The sequence below is a fragment of the Lachnospira eligens genome (assembly GCF_009680455.1).
Taxonomy (GTDB): Bacteria; Bacillota; Clostridia; order Lachnospirales; family Lachnospiraceae; genus Lachnospira; species Lachnospira eligens_A.
Window position 1 is genome coordinate 18566 of the sequence record NZ_WKRD01000007.1, and the last position, 16524, is coordinate 35089.

Genomic DNA, 16524 nt, shown 5'->3' on the forward strand with positions numbered 1-16524 from the left:
CTAAATGTAAAATGTATATGCTGGTATCAGCATTTTTACAGTAAGAGCCGGTTTTACAAGTTGACAATATAAATTGTAGTGAGTTATAATTTTATAATTCGAATTGAAGGAGAATAGCATTTGAATTATACAAGTGCATGTGAACAATGATTAAACAAAGATATTTTGCAGGAAGAGTTCTTGTATATGGATTGATAAGTGTTACAGTTATGTTATCTGCAGCAATGACAGGATGTAACAACAAGAATAATATTTCAGAAGGAAGTATTAAGACAGAAGGAAGTACTAAGACAGAAGGAAATAATCAGTCAGAAGAGTTCAGTGAGACAGATGTGAATGACCAGCCGTCAGATATTCATGTTGAGCCACCGGTAATTCATGGTATATCAGATAAGACATATTATATAGGCAGCAAAGTTTCATATATGACAGATGTATATGCAACAGATTTCTCAGGGCAGGAGATTGATGTTGAGGTTGATAAATCACAGGTTAATACTTCACAGCCGGGAAGTTATATTGTTTATTATAAAGCAGTAGATTCAGATGGTAATGAGACTATAGAAGAAGTGACATTTACTTTTATTGAAGAGGAGACCCAGGAAGTTAAAGTAAACAGCAGTTATTCAACTCTTGATGAAGTTGTAGCTGCAGTTCTTCAGGATATTACAGACAGTTCTATGTCTAAAGGTCAGAAAGCAAGGGCAATATATAAGTATGCACATGCTAAGATTGGATATACAGGCAACAGCTATACGAAAAGTTCAGAATGGCAGGATGAAGCATTTGAGGCATTAAAAGAGATTAAGAAGAATGGATATGTGGCTGGTGACTGTTTCACATATGCTTCTGTTGACAGAGCACTCCTGGATGGAATAGGGGCAGAGTGTATATGGGTTGATAATCAGGGTGCAAGGTCTGGAGATCATAGCTGGCTTTTATGTAATCTTGGAACAGGCTGGTATCATTTTGATTCAACTAGAATGTATGATGGATTTGAATGCTTTATGCTGACAGATTCACAGGTGCAGGATTATATTAACAGAGGAAATTCAATATATAGAAGAGATATGTCTGCGTATCCGGCAACTCCTTCAGAAGAGTTTTCATATTAGGGAGGAGTAAGATAAATGTTATTTACATCTTATCAGTTTATTTTATTTGTTCTGATTGCACTTATTTTATATTATGTTGCGCCTAAACGTATTCAGTGGATAGTACTGTTATGTATGAATATGTTATTCTATGTGTATGCCGGATTAAGCGGAATAATATTCATAGTAACAACTATCATAACGACGTATGCAGGTGCAAGGCTTATATGCAGGGAGAAAGATAGGTCTGTACGCTTCATAGAAGAACATAAAGGTGATATATCCAGAGATGAAAAGAAAAAGCTTAAGAACATTTCTTTAAGAAAACAGAAAATGTTTCTTACTATTGTTCTGTTTATTAATTTTGGAATACTTGCTGTACTTAAATACACCAATATGTTTATAGTCACATTTACAACATTTAATACGGTTGATTTTGTACTTCCGATGGGAATATCATTTTATACATTCCAGTCTACTGGATACATGATTGATGTGTATCGCGGTGTTGCAGATGCAGAGAAGAATCCATTCAGATATGCATTGTTTGTGTCCTTTTTCCCACAGCTGGTACAGGGACCTATAAGCAGGTGGAATGATCTGAAGAAAAGTCTGCTTGAAAGCCATGCTTTCTCATGGATTAATATACAATATGGTTTTGAGAGAATTCTGTGGGGATATTTTAAGAAGATGGTAATTGCAGACAGGGCAGCCATTGGACTTGCCACAATACAGTCGGATGTTTCGGTGTATTATGGTGCATATGCATTTGTAGGAATGCTGCTGTACGCAATTGATCTGTATGCAGATTTCACAGGTGGTATAGATATTACAATTGGTGTTGCACAGATGTTTGGTATTACTCTTCCGGAGAATTTCAGAAGACCATTCTTTTCAAAGAGTATAGCAGAATACTGGAGAAGATGGCATATTACGTTGTGTGCATGGTTTAAGGATTATCTTTTCTATCCGTTATCAATGTCTAAATGGATGAATAAGGTATCAAGGTGGCTTAAGAAGCACGTTGGAAAGCCAGTAGGTTCAAGATTTCCAGTGTATTTTTCAAGTCTTACTGTGTGGTTTGTGACAGGTATATGGCATGGTGCAAGCTGGAATTTCGTAGTTTGGGGACTTTTGAACAGCATAATTATGCTTGTTTCACAGGAACTTAAGCCACTATATGAGAAGGCAGATAACAGGTTAGGTTATAGAAAGTTAAAATATTACAAAGTATTTGAGATAATAAGAACTACTGCTATAGTATGCTGCCTGCAGATGCTTGATTATTACAGAGATATTGCAGAGGCATTCCGTATGTTTTTCTCGATGTTTACCAGTGTCAATTATGCGGCTGTGTTTACTAAGGGAATGTGGAGTATAGGATTATCAGCAGCTGATTATATAGTTATTTTTGCAGGCGTGGTTATAATGTTTGCGGTAAGCCTGCTTGAGAGAAAATGTCCGGTAAGAGACCGGTTAGCAAAGAAGAATTATATTATAAGATATACAGTTTTTCTTGTGATTTTTCTGCTTATAGCTGTATTTGGAATCTATGGAACCGGATACGAGTCAAGTCAGTTTATATATAATCAGTTTTAGAAAACATTTTCTAAGGAATGGAGATAGTTTTGAGAAAGAAGATATGTACAGGTATTGCAGTTGTCATAATACCGATAGTATGTCTGTATCTTTTACAGTGTCTGTTAGTTCCTAAATATGCATCAGATATTAAAGAAGGTGCAATGATTAAGGAATATTATAACAGTGAAAAGAATCATGATGTGCTTATTCTTGGTGACTGTGAAGTGTATGAGAATATATCCCCTGTTACAATGTGGGAGAATTACGGAATATCAAGTTATATCCGTGGAAGTGCGGAACAGCTTATATGGCAGTCGTATTATCTTTTAGAGGATACACTAAAGTATGAGAAACCGCAGGTTGTTATTGTAAATGTACTTGCAATGACAGAAAGTGATGCCAAAAACGAGGCTTATAACAGAATGACACTGGATGGCATGAAGCTTTCAAAGTATAAGATAGCTTCTATAAAGGAGTCAATGACAGAAGAAGAGAATATGGCCAGCTATATATTCCCACTGCTTAGATATCACTCAAGATGGAGTGAATTGTCATCAGAGGATTTCAGATATATGTGGAAAACACCATCTGTTACGACTAACGGTTATCTTATGCAGAAAGGTGTAAGACCAGTTAAGACCATACCAAAAGCTGCACCACTTGCTAATTATACATTCAGTGACAGGAATATGGAATATCTTGATAAGATATATTCACTTTGTAAAGATAATGGTATTAATCTTGTTCTTATGAAAGCACCGAGTGTATATCCTCACTGGTATGATGAGTGGGATAAGCAGGTTAGTGATTATGCGTATGAGCATGGAATACTATATCTTAATACAATTAATGAGGCTGGAAATATAGGTATAGACTATACTACTGATACATTTGACTATGGACAGCATCTTAATGTGGAAGGAGCTGAGAAGCTGTCGTTATATCTTGGGGAACAGCTTGTTAAGAATTTCAGGCTTACTGACCATAGACAGGATGAATCATATAAGAATGCATGGCAGACAATAGTTAATAAATATTACGAAGAGAAACAGGGAGATTGATTATGAGAAAGAAGAGTTTAATGTTAGCAGCAGTACTTGCAGCAGGAGTTATGATGGCAGCATGTGGAAGTGCATCAACACTGCCAGATAATAGTCAGGAAAAGCCAGTTGCATCACAGCAGACGGAAAGTAAGTATTCATTTGAATTAAAAGGCATAGAGTTAAAGACAGATGGCGATCTTACAGAATATACATCTAAGCTTGGAGAACCTTCTGGTGGTTACTATGAGGCTAAAAGCTGTGCATTTGAAGGAATGGACAAATTCTATTACTATGATAGCGTAACTCTACAGGGATATCAGAAGGACGGAAATGATAAGCTTTATTCTATAACACTTATGGATGATGCTGTTAAGACTAAAGAAGGTGTCCGTATTGGCGATAAGAAAGATAAGGTTTTATCAGCATATGGAAGTGATTATACAGAAGCTGACGGACAGCTTCTGTATGAATCAGGTAACACAAGACTTTCGTTCGTTATGAAGGATGATGAAGTACAGAGCATAATATACAGTGTTAAATAATTCAATGGAACATAGCAATTAATCCCGTCAGACTGGTTTACAGACAGTCTGGCGGGATTAATTGTTGTATGACTATCAGCGTATATTTATGAGTATACAATATATGTGTTGTATCGGAATTTACGCAGCTTCTGCTCCATTTTAATGGCGTTTGAAAGCTGTCTGAAAGCACCAACCTGAACTTTATAATAGTCATTCTCATATATGATAAAAGCTGGGAATCCTTCAATAAGCAGGGAATTAAGCATGCGGTCTGCATTATTTTTATTGCGGTAGGCACCAACCTGAACACGATAAAGTGGCTCAGGAGAGAGGTCATCATCACAGTTACATGCTGGTTTAGCAGGAGGTGCAGGCTTTTTTTCGCATGCTGCAGGCATAATTTCAGCGGATTTGGCAGAATCTGATTTCACTGATGGGACTTCACCTGAAGCAGCCTGTGCAGTAGTATTATTTGTCTTTGGTTTAATTCCAAGGGTCTTAAGAATACCATCTGCGATTCCATTTGCAATCTGGTTAAAGTTCTTATCAAATGTTTCATTATCTTTATCGTTGTTAATAAAGCCGGCTTCTACAAGTACGGCAGGCATTTTTGTCCGTTTGAGTACAACAAGGTTAGGACGTTCGGTAATTCCAAGATTTTTAAAGCCAGCCTTTTCCAGCTCAGAATTGATATTGGCAGCCATCTGTGATTTAATACCGGAATTATTGTAAACAAGAGTTTCCACGCCTGTGTACTGGTTAGGCGTAGGGGATGAATTTCTGTGGATTGAAACAAAATAATCAGCCTTAGCATCATTGGCATCAGTCGCTTTTTTAAAAGGTGTCTCATATTCATCAGTAGTACGGGTGTACACAACGTCAATACCATTTTTTTCTAATATATCACCTACGGCAAGAGCGAGCTTTAAGTTGTCATCTTTCTCAGCTCTGCCATTATATGTTGCACCATAGTCGCTACCGCCGTGTCCGGCATCTACAGCTATCTTATATTGAGCCATAATATCTCCGATAACATTAATCATATTATTGTATGCAAAAGACATAATAAGCGTACCTGTCACATATATTTATCTTAAGATGAGAAAGAGGACAGATTATGAACGTTGGATATGTACATACATTTGAAGTGCCAGAAAATAATATTGATAAAGGCCGGTTGAAGGTAAGTGTTGTCAATGAAGAAAATGTGCCAATTAAAGGAGCGGCTGTAAGACTGTCGTATACAGGAAATCCTGATAATATAATAGGAGAAAGTGGTACAGACGGAGACGGGATAAGTATATTTAACGACTTAAGAACGCCTCCAATTGAATATAGCATGGAACCAGGGAACAGGCAGCCATTTTCAGAGTATGACATAGCTGTAAGTGCGCCAGGATTTGATAATGTAAATATATCAGGCAGTGATATGTTTTCGGGGGAGCTAAGTATTCAGAATGTAAAGATGTCTGCAAGGGATAATTCGCAGAATAATATAGTCATACCTGTTAACACATTATATGGAGATTACCCACCTAAGATTGATGAAGAAGAGATTAAGCCTATGGGTCAGTCGGGTGAAATTGTGCTTGACAGAGTTGTTGTTCCTGAAATTGTAGTTGTACATGACGGACCGCCTAAAGATACTGAGGCAGATAATTATTATGTTACTTATAAGGATTATATTAAGAATGTAGCAAGCTCTGAGATATATTCAACATGGCCAAGGCAGACAATTGAGGCAAATGTGCTTGCTATTATGTCATTTACATTAAACCGGGTATATACAGAATGGTACAGAAACAAATTTTATGATTTTACAATAACTTCATCAACTGCATATGACCAGAAATGGGTTAATGGAAGAAATGTGTTCGAAAGTATATCACAGGTAGTAGATGATATATTTGACAATTACATATCAAGACCTAATGTAAAGCAGCCAATACTTACACAGTATTGTGATGGAAAGAGAGTGACATGTCCTAACAGGCTTTCACAGTGGGGAAGCAAGTATCTGGGAGATCAGAATTATTCATCGATTGATATATTAAGATATTATTATGGTCAGGATGTGTATATTAATGCGGCAGAACAGATAAGCGGAATTCCTTATTCATGGCCAGGAACTAATCTTGATATAGGTTCATCAGGACAGAAGGTAAGACAGCTTCAGGAACAGCTTAACCTTATAGGAGAGTATTATAGTTCTATTCCGGTCCTAAGTACTGATGGAATATATGGTGAGCAGACAGCAGCAGCGGTTAAGGAATTCCAGCGGATATTCAATCTGCCACAGTCAGGAATAACAGATTTCCCTACATGGTTTACAGTATCAGAAAAATATGTTGCACTTGCCGGACTGGCGGAATTATAAGAATGTTAATGAGGTATGTAAGGCTGTCACTTTGTGGCAGCCTTTTTAGGAGAAACATTTAAACAGCCTGTCCAAGACATGTCTTAATGTCATCTTCCGGATTGCTTATAAGTCTTAACTGGAAAGTGTCTACAAGGTACTGCAATACATTAGGGCTTAAGAATGCTGGAAGTGTCGGACCAAGATAAATATTCTTAATGCCAAGGCTTAACAGGGCGAGAAGGTCTGCAACAGCCTTCTGCTCATACCATGAAACAATAAGAGATAAAGGAAGTCCATTGACATCTGTATCAAATGCATCTGCAAGGGCATTGGCAATAAGAATAGCAGAATATACATCATTACACTGTCCGATATCAAGAAGCCTTGGAAGTCCGGCAATTGTGCCGAAATCAAGCTTATTGAAACGATATTTGCCGCATGCAAGAGTGAGAATCATGCAGTCATCAGGAACCATAGTGGCAAAATCAGTAAAATAACTTCTGCCAGGTCTTGCACCATCACAGCCACCAATCAGGAAAAAATGTCGTATCTGTTTTGATTTTACCGCTTCAACAAGTTCACCTGCATGAGACAGAGCAGCTTCATGTCCGAATCCTACTAGAATTTCTTTTACTTCCTGCTCTTCGGTAAAGCCTCCAAGTTCAAGAGACTGTTTTATGATTTCAGAAAAATCTTTTTCACCGTCAGGCTTCTTCTCTATATATTTTATGCCATCCCAGCCTACAACATTAGTAGAATATATACGGTCTTTATATGTGTCTCTTGGACGCATGAGACAATTGGTTGTCATAAGGATACAGCCGGGAAGATTATCAAACTGTTTTTGCTGGTCCTGCCATGCACCGCCAAAATTACCTGCAAGATGCTTATATTTTTTAAGACCTTCATAACCATGTGAAGGGAGCATTTCCCCGTGGGTATATATATTAATGCCAAGTCCTTCTGTCTGTTTTAAAAGCATTTCAAGGTCTTTAAGGTCATGTCCTGAAACAATTATAAATGGACCTTTCTTAATGTGTACATTAACTGTGTGAGGCGATGGATTACCGTAAATGGTAGTGTTTGCTTCATCAAGTTTTTTCATTATCTCAATAGCCATATCACCTGTTTTAAGAGTCAGACGGATAAGTTCTTCGACAGTCAGGGTGTTATCTGTTATTGCTTCGAGTGCAATGATATAGAAATTGTCAACATTATCACTATAGTATGAAAGTTCCCTTGCCTGATGACCGTAGGCGCTTATTCCTTTAAGACCATAAAGAATAGTCTGTCTTAATGAGCGGATATCAGGATCCAGAGTTTTGTCGTACATAATACCTGCCATTGGCGCGTCACGCAGCATATCAGCTTTAGTTTCTGGCAGTTCGTATGCAGCAGATGGGGTAATATAATCAGTTGTTCCTACTATATTTTTCAGATTATTCTTGATGTCCTGGGATTGTTTAAGAAGATGGACATGGTCATCTACATTGAAATTAACATTGGTAAGAGTGGTAAAAAGACAATTCTCAATAAAGCTGACAACAGATTTGTCAACATTAAGTCCTGAATCCAGAATATGTCTGGCATAGAAGCTGATACCTTTCAGCTGATATATAAGCAAATCCTGAAGATTGGCTATTTCTGGCGTCTTTCCGCATACGCCGAGTTTAGTGCAGCCTTTTCCTCCGGCTGTCTGTTCACATTGATAGCAGAACATATCGTATCCAAGATCCATATTATTACTCATATAATACTCCTTTTTCATTCATAATTATTAATTAATATTATGAATCCTGAATATCTGATTTATTCATAAATTTGTATGATATGACAATTTAATGATATAAAATGTATGGTACAATATTATATAGAAAGAATATGTGACGGAATCCGTCACATCCTTATCAAAAAGGAGATACGTGTTATGCATATATCAAAGAATTCTGCAACTCAGATTGTTGAAGAAATTTCAAAACTTGTTAAACAGAATATTAATCTTATGGATGAGACAGGACATATAATTGCAAGTCGTGATAAATCCAGAATAGGGGATTTTCATTATGGTGCATATAAGATTATATCTGAAAATCTTGAGGAATATTATATTGATGAAGATGATTTATCAAAAGGCATAAAAAAAGGAATTAATCTTCCACTTGAACTTGATGGCGGAATAGTAGGAGTGATAGGAATGACAGGTGGATATGAAGAGGTTATAACGTCTGGAAAACTGTTAAAAAAGATGACGGAAATTCTTTTGATGGAGAGTCGTGCAAACTATAGACAGCTTATGAATAAGCGTGTAAGGAATGCTTTCTATGAAGAATGGCTTATAAATGGAGGATATAAGAATGCTGATTTAGAAGACCGTGGAATGGCTTTGGGAATAGATATTAATAAGCCAAGAAGAGTGTTTATTGCCAGCATAGATGAGTTGGACAACCTTAAAGATTCACAGCAGGGACAGTCTCAGATTGCAAAATTTGAAAATGATGTTGATGCATTTTTAAAGAGAAATAATTATAAAATGCATTTCAGGAATGCTTCAAGACAGATAATAATCATAGATAATATGGATACGGAAAATGTGGTTAAATTTGCAGGAGAGCTGGCAGGATATGTGTGGGAAAAAGATAAGTTTGAGCTGAATATTGGTATAGATTCAGCCCAAAGCTATGATATGCATGAAGCTTATGTTGAAGCACATAGGGCATGGACGGCTGCAGCTGAAAAACATGAACAGATTATATGCTATGAGGATATTAGCCTTGAACTTTTAATAAGCAATGTACCAACAGAGATTAAGCTTGAATATTTAAAGAAGGTATTCAAAGATATGGATTATAATGATGTATGTGAGAATATTGCGTTGCTGAAAGCGTATTTTAATGCACAGGGATCAATACAGAAAGCAGCAGACAATCTGTATATTCATAAGAATACATTACAATACAGAATATCAAAACTGAAAGAAATAACAGGACTTGATGTCAGGAAACCAACAGAAAGTCCAGCGTTGTATCTAGCATACATAATTACTGATGAATTAATTAATGAAAAATATGATTTACCATTATTGTTACATAATACAAAATAAAAATGATATTATGTGCTGTGTAACATTTTGCTATTGAACTTTACATGCTATTATTGTGTCATACAAAGCACAAAGGTTTGTGCAAACCGTACAACAATAAAATAGAAATGAGGTGTTTTTATGACAGGAGTAGCATTGATAATTGCATTTGTCTTGGCTATCATTGTGATGATAGTTGCAATTTCTAAGTTTAAGGTTCATCCTTTCTTAGCAATTATGGCGGTATCACTTATTCTTGCAATGTTGGCAGGGATTCCATTTGTTGATACTGTAAAACCAGACGGAACGAAGGTGTCTGGAATTCCAACAGTTATAGGAGCTGGATTCTCAGGTACATTCAGCAGCATCGGTATTGTTATTATATTAGGTGCATTGATTGGATCGGTACTTGAAAAAACAGGAGCAGCATTGAAGCTGGCAGATATGGTAATTAAGGTAGTAGGAAAGAAAAGACCAGAACTTGCAATAGAGCTTATGGGCTGGGTTGTTTCAATTCCTGTGTTCTGTGACAGTGGTTTTGTAATTCTTAATCCAATAAGAAAAGCACTTGTAAAAAGAACAGCAGTTTCAAGTGTAGCAATGACAGTAGCACTTTCAGCAGGACTTTATATTTCTCATGTGTTTATTCCACCAACACCAGGTCCGATAGCAGCTGCTAATACACTTGGAGTTGGAGATAATCTTTTACTTGTAATGGGACTTGGTGTTGTATGTTCAATATTTCCTCTTATTGCAGGTCTTGTATATGCTAAGTTTATTGGAAAGAGAGTAAAGAGTGCTGATGAAGTAACAGACAATGGAGAGGTTACTAAGACATATGAAGAATTAGTTGCAGAGTATGGAAAGCTTCCTAATGGATTTAATGCATTAGCTCCAATTCTTGTACCAATCATTCTTATGGCACTTGGTTCAATTTCATCAATGGCTGGCTGGACCGGCGCACTTGACATAGCATGCCAGTTCCTTGGTAAACCAATAATTGCTCTTGCTGTTGGTACAATATTTGCAGTAATCCAGCTTGCAACGGCACATAAGATGTCCGATTTTTACAATATTACCAATGAGACATTAAAAACAGTTGGCCCTATACTTTTTGTAACAGCAGCCGGTGGTGTGTTAGGTAAGGTTATATCTTCAAGCTCAATGGTTGCATTTATTACACAGCATGCAGAAGTGCTTTCAGCAGTCGGAATATTCTTCCCATTCCTTCTTGCGGCAATATTAAAGACAGCACAGGGGTCTTCAACAGTTGCAATTACAACAACAGCAGGTATAATTGCTCCGTTGCTTGGTGCGCTTGGACTTGCTTCACCTGTTAAGACAGTGCTTTGTGTAATGGCTATAGGCGCTGGTGCCATGACAGTATCACATGCTAACGACTCATACTTCTGGGTAGTTACTAATTTTGGTGACATGGATCCTGAACAGGGATATAAGACACAGACAGTGTGCACATTAATAATGGGTATTGCAGCAATGGTTGAAATATTTATTCTTTCATTAATTTTATAATATAAATGTTACATAATGCGGCTATACTTATGAGAACTATATGGACTTATCAGTATGGCCGCATTATTATATAAAAGAAAGGTTATAATAACAATACATTTAGAACAATATCAGGAGGATTATATATGGTTATAGGCTTTGTTGGATTGGGAATAATGGGAAAACCGATGGCAAAGAATCTTTGCAGAGCTGGATACACATTGATTGTTAATGACCATCATAAGGAAAATGTCGATGAACTTGTACAGGCAGGTGCGAGAAGTGGTGATTTAAAACAGATTGGCATGGAAAGTGATGTAGTTATAACAATGCTTCCAAACAGTCCTCAGGTAAAGGATGTAATGCTTGGGGAAAATGGTATTGCGGGTTATATGAAAAAAGGAACATGTTTTATAGATATGAGTTCAATTAATCCTGTCGACAGCAGATATATTGGTGATGTATTAAAAGAAAAAGGAATTGATATGCTTGATGCACCTGTGTCAGGAGGAGAACCTAAAGCAATAGATGGAACAGTTGCATTTATGGTTGGTGGAGATGAGAAAACATTTGATAAGTATAAACAAATTCTTACACATATGGGTTCATCAGTTACAAGATGTGGTGAACTTGGAGCAGGAAATACAACAAAACTTGCCAATCAGATAATTGTTGCATGTAATATCCAGGCAGTTTCTGAAAGTTTCATTCTGGCAAAAAAAGCCGGAGTAGACCCTGAATGTGTATTTGAGGCAATAAAAGGCGGACTTGCAGGGTCTACTGTTATGAATGCCAAAGTTCCAATGATGATAGAGGACAATGTTGAACCAGGATTCAGAGTAGATTTACATATTAAAGATTTGAATAATGCACTTGAGTGTGCTCATAGTGTTGGAGCTCCAGTACCGATGACGGCACAGGTTCAGGAAATAATGCAGTATCTGCATAATAATGGAGATGGAAGCAGCGACCACAGTGCAATTATACATTATTATGAAAAACTGGCAGACACAAAATTATAAATGTTGTTGACAGGTTATTATAATGTCAGGAAGGAGAATCTTATGAATAAAGAATTAAGAGCGGTTGCAGACAATATAATTGATGCGGCAATTAAAGCAGTTCTTCCGGATGAAGCAGTTAAGAAAACACTTAAAGACAGGAAATTTGATGGAAAAGTTATTCTTGTAGCAGTAGGAAAAGCCGCATGGCAGATGGCAAAGGCGGCAAGTGACTGTCTGGGAGACAGAATAAATGAAGGAATTGTAATAACGAAGTATGGACATGTAAAAGAGCCGATTGAAAGAATAGAATGTTTTGAGGCAGGCCACCCTGTTCCAGATGAGAATTCATTTAAAGCAACACAGGCAGCTATTGAGATGGTAAGCGGACTCAATAAGAATGATACAGTGCTTTTTCTTCTTTCAGGTGGAGGAAGTGCTTTATTTGAGAAGCCGAAGATTACAGGAGAAGAATTGCAGGATATAACTAATCAGTTACTTGCATGCGGCGCAGATATTGTTGAGATTAATACGATAAGAAAACGCTTATCAGAAGTAAAGGGCGGACGGTTTGCAAAATTATGTGAACCGGCGCATGTATTATCAATAGTATTATCAGATATACTTGGTGACCCACTGGATATGATTGCTTCAGGTCCGGCATGTGCAGATACAACAACATGTGAAGAAGCATGGCACATTGTAGAAAAATATAATCTTAATATAAGTGAAGATGTAAAAAAGCTGATGGATATTGAGACACCGAAGAAACTGGATAATGTAACAACTTTTATTAATGGAAGTGTGCGTGAATTATGCAGTGCAGTATCAAGGGAATGTTCAAAGTATGGATATGAACCAGTAATGCTTACGGACCAGTTATGCTGTCAGGCAAAAGAAGCCGGAAGTTTTCTTGCATCTATAGCAAAGACACATTGTAAGTCAGGAAAGAAGCTGGCATACATAGCAGGCGGAGAAACTGTTGTTAATATTACCGGACATGGTAAAGGCGGAAGAAATCAGGAGATTGCATTATCAGCAGCAGAAGGTATTAAGGGAATGTCAAATGCGGCAGTATTCAGTATAGGCAGCGATGGAACAGACGGACCTACGGATGCGGCAGGTGGATATAGCGATGGTTATACAGCAGGAGAATTAAAGAATAAAGGAATAGATATATTTGAAGTACTTAAGAATAATGATGCTTATAATGCATTGAAACTAACAGAGGGGCTTATTATAACAGGTCCTACGGGAACAAATGTTAATGATGTTTCCGTGCTGCTTATATCAGATTGATAAGGTACATAAAGCGATAAAAATATATAATTTAATTATTTATTATAGTGTAAAGCCAGTATTTTGCTGGCTTTATATTTTTTTAATAAATTCATTAGCACTCACCTCTTGACAGTGCTAACAATGAGATGTATAACATCAATTGTAAGAGGAAAACAATAGATAAACAGTGAAGTTAAGCATTCATTGTAATAGAAGGAGGTAATCGTATGAACATTAATAAGTTTACACAGAAGTCTATTGAGGCTGTTAACCAGTGCGAGAAGATTGCCTACGATTATGGTAATCAGGAGATTGATCAGGAACATTTTCTGTACAGTCTCTTAACTATAGAAGATAGTCTTATCGCGAGCCTGATAGAGAAGATGGGAATTGATAAGGACACATTTATTAAGAATATTGAGACTCTGCTTAGCCAGAAGAATAAGGTTTCAGGAAATGTACAGCTTTATGTAAGCAATGATCTTAATAAGGTTTTAGTAAATGCTGAAGATGAAGCAAAGAGAATGGGGGATGCATATGTTTCTGTTGAGCATCTTATGCTTGCGATGATTGCAGCACCTAACAAGGGCATAAAGCAGCTTTTTAAGACATATGGAATTAACAGGGAATCATTCCTGTCAGCCCTTGCTACAGTAAGAGGCAACCAGAGTGTTACTTCGGATAATCCGGAGGCAACTTATGATACTCTTAGCAAATATGCTACAGACCTTGTAGAAAGAGCCAAGGATGGAAAGCTTGATCCGGTTATCGGCAGAGATAATGAAATAAGAAATGTAATAAGAATCCTTTCCCGTAAGACTAAGAACAATCCCGTTCTTATTGGTGAGCCAGGTGTTGGTAAAACAGCAGTTGTTGAAGGACTTGCACAGAGAATCGTGAGAGGTGATGTTCCAGAAGGCTTAAAGGATAAGAAGCTTTTTGCACTGGATATGGGTGCGCTTGTTGCAGGTGCAAAATATCGTGGTGAATTCGAGGAAAGACTTAAGGCTGTACTTGATGAGGTTAAGAAATCTGAAGGTCAGATAATCCTGTTTATTGATGAAATTCACACTATTGTCGGTGCAGGTAAAACAGAAGGTGCTATGGATGCAGGTAATATGCTAAAACCAATGCTTGCCCGTGGTGAACTTCATTGTATAGGTGCTACAACTCTTGATGAGCACAGAGAGTATATTGAGAAAGACCCGGCACTTGAAAGACGATTCCAGCCAGTTATGGTTGATGAACCTACAGTTGAGGATACTATCTCAATCCTTAGAGGTCTTAAGGACAGATATGAAGTGTTCCATGGAGTTAAGATTACAGATGGCGCACTTGTAAGTGCAGCTACCTTGTCAGACAGATACATTTCAGACAGATTCCTGCCAGATAAGGCTATTGACCTTGTAGATGAGGCATGTGCAATGATTAAGACTGAACTTGATTCAATGCCTGCAGAACTTGATGAGAAGAGAAGAAAGATTATGCAGCTTGAGATTGAGGAGGCTGCACTTAAGAAAGAGACAGATAACCTCAGTAAGGAAAGACTTGATGCATTACAGAAGGAATTGTCTGAATTAAGGTCTGATTTCAATATCCAGAAAGCTAAATGGGACAGCGAGAAATCTTCTGTTGACCAGGTAAGCAAGTTAAAGGAAGAGATTGACCAGATTAATACCCAGATAGCACAGGCTAAGAGAGAATATGATCTTAATAAGGCAGCAGAACTTCAGTATGGTAAACTTCCACAGGCACAGAAGGCTTTGGAAGAAGCAGAGAAGAAGTCAAGTAACAGAGATATGAGCCTTGTTCATGAAAGTGTTACTGAGGAAGAGATTGCTAAGATTATATCAAGATGGACTGGTATTCCGGTTAGCAAGTTAAGTGAGTCTGAAAGACAGAAAACTCTTAATCTTGATGAACAGCTCCACAAGAGAGTTATCGGTCAGGATGAAGGTGTTACTAAGGTAACAGAGGCAATCATAAGGTCTAAGGCTGGTATTAAAGACCCGACTAAGCCAATCGGTTCATTCCTGTTCTTAGGACCTACAGGTGTAGGTAAGACAGAGCTTGCAAAGGCACTGGCTGAGAGTCTGTTTGATGATGAATCTAATATAGTAAGACTTGATATGTCCGAGTATATGGAGAAGTATTCAGTATCCAGACTTATCGGAGCGCCTCCAGGATATGTAGGTTATGATGAAGGTGGACAGCTTACAGAAGCTGTAAGAAGAAAACCATATTCAGTTGTTCTTTTTGATGAAGTTGAGAAGGCACATCCAGATGTATTTAATGTCCTCTTACAGGTACTTGATGATGGCCGTATCACTGATTCACAGGGAAGAACTGTGGATTTTAAGAACACTATAATCATAATGACAAGTAACATTGGTTCTTCATATCTGCTTGAAGGCATCAATCCTGATGGCTCAATTAAGCCAGAGGCAGAGGAAGCTGTTATGGGTGATTTAAAGAATCATTTCAGACCTGAATTCCTTAACCGTCTTGATGAGATAATTATGTTCAAGCCTCTTACTAAGGATAATATCAGCAATATTATCAATCTTCTTGTTGCAGATGTTAACAAGAGACTTGCAGATAAAGAGCTTGAGATTGTTCTTACAGATGCAGCCAAGGATTTCATAGTTGAAAACGGATTTGACCCAATGTATGGTGCAAGACCGCTTAAGAGATATGTCCAGAAGACAGTTGAGACACTGGCAGCCAAGTTAATACTTGCAGGCAATATCAATACAGGGGATGATATTGTTATTGACCTTGTAGATGGAAAGCTGACAGCCAGAGCCGCTGCAAGGGCTGTTGAGGGATAAGGCCTGATATTGTAAGAACTTTATGGTCCTTTTGGGGGCATTGGAATTTTTGACTTTTGCTAAATGAATATAAATACAGATGATACTTTTGAAATAAAAGCCTACCAGATTATGGTATATATGCGAATTAGTAGGTTTTTGAAATTGAAAGTTGTCATTGATGAAATTAAAAAGCCTACTAAACTATTGTGTAATGCAAGTTTAGTAGGCTTTTTGAAA

12 protein-coding genes are annotated in these 16524 nt (G+C 37.3%); 10 read left to right on the forward strand and 2 right to left on the reverse strand.

Going from position 1 to position 16524, the window contains the following annotated elements:
• Positions 1–146 precede the first annotated feature (146 nt).
• Genes GKE48_RS09710 through GKE48_RS09725 form a run of 4 tightly spaced genes read left to right on the forward strand, consistent with a single transcriptional unit; the run spans position 147 to position 4260 of the window.
• Positions 147–1115: a transglutaminase domain-containing protein gene (locus tag GKE48_RS09710; protein ID WP_154300968.1), complete on the forward strand. Its 969-nt coding sequence runs from the start codon at positions 147–149 to the stop codon at positions 1113–1115.
• Positions 1116–1130: 15 nt separating this feature from the next.
• Positions 1131–2693, forward strand: coding sequence for an MBOAT family O-acyltransferase (locus tag GKE48_RS09715; RefSeq protein ID WP_154300969.1), 1563 nt, complete (start codon positions 1131–1133; stop codon positions 2691–2693).
• A 29-nt stretch (positions 2694–2722) separates the two neighbouring features.
• Positions 2723–3736: an SGNH/GDSL hydrolase family protein gene (locus GKE48_RS09720; RefSeq protein ID WP_154300970.1), complete on the forward strand. Its 1014-nt coding sequence runs from the start codon at positions 2723–2725 to the stop codon at positions 3734–3736.
• 2 nt (positions 3737–3738) lie between these two features.
• Positions 3739–4260, forward strand: a complete 522-nt coding sequence (locus GKE48_RS09725) for a hypothetical protein (protein WP_070098659.1) — start codon at positions 3739–3741, stop codon at positions 4258–4260.
• Positions 4261–4346: 86 nt separating this feature from the next.
• Here the strand turns inward: GKE48_RS09725 and GKE48_RS09730 are convergent, their stop codons facing one another.
• On the reverse strand, positions 4347–5306 hold the full coding sequence (locus GKE48_RS09730) for an N-acetylmuramoyl-L-alanine amidase (protein WP_154301049.1): 960 nt from the start codon (positions 5304–5306) through the stop codon (positions 4347–4349).
• Between the two features lie 53 nt (positions 5307–5359).
• On the opposite strand from GKE48_RS09730, the gene GKE48_RS09735 reads away from it, so the two are divergent.
• Positions 5360–6619, forward strand: a complete 1260-nt coding sequence (locus tag GKE48_RS09735) for a peptidoglycan-binding protein (RefSeq protein ID WP_118149191.1) — start codon at positions 5360–5362, stop codon at positions 6617–6619.
• A gap of 58 nt (positions 6620–6677) precedes the next feature.
• Here the strand turns inward: GKE48_RS09735 and hcp are convergent, their stop codons facing one another.
• Positions 6678–8351 (reverse strand): hydroxylamine reductase, encoded by a 1674-nt coding sequence (gene hcp / locus GKE48_RS09740; RefSeq protein ID WP_154300971.1) that lies wholly within the window; start codon positions 8349–8351, stop codon positions 6678–6680.
• Between the two features lie 177 nt (positions 8352–8528).
• Between hcp and GKE48_RS09745 the strand changes: the two genes are divergently transcribed.
• From GKE48_RS09745 to clpB, 5 genes are all read left to right on the forward strand, one after another.
• Complete coding sequence (locus GKE48_RS09745) at positions 8529–9701, forward strand: CdaR family transcriptional regulator (RefSeq protein WP_012739496.1); 1173 nt, start codon at positions 8529–8531, stop codon at positions 9699–9701.
• A gap of 120 nt (positions 9702–9821) precedes the next feature.
• Positions 9822–11213, forward strand: coding sequence for a GntP family permease (locus GKE48_RS09750; RefSeq protein ID WP_022097675.1), 1392 nt, complete (start codon positions 9822–9824; stop codon positions 11211–11213).
• Positions 11214–11338: 125 nt separating this feature from the next.
• Positions 11339–12214, forward strand: coding sequence for a 2-hydroxy-3-oxopropionate reductase (gene garR, locus GKE48_RS09755; protein ID WP_118265941.1), 876 nt, complete (start codon positions 11339–11341; stop codon positions 12212–12214).
• A gap of 42 nt (positions 12215–12256) precedes the next feature.
• Positions 12257–13492, forward strand: coding sequence for a glycerate kinase type-2 family protein (locus GKE48_RS09760; protein WP_154300973.1), 1236 nt, complete (start codon positions 12257–12259; stop codon positions 13490–13492).
• A gap of 209 nt (positions 13493–13701) precedes the next feature.
• Entirely contained in the window at positions 13702–16305 is a 2604-nt protein-coding gene (clpB, locus tag GKE48_RS09765; RefSeq protein ID WP_022097678.1) for an ATP-dependent chaperone ClpB, read from the forward strand.
• Positions 16306–16524: the final 219 nt, after the last annotated feature.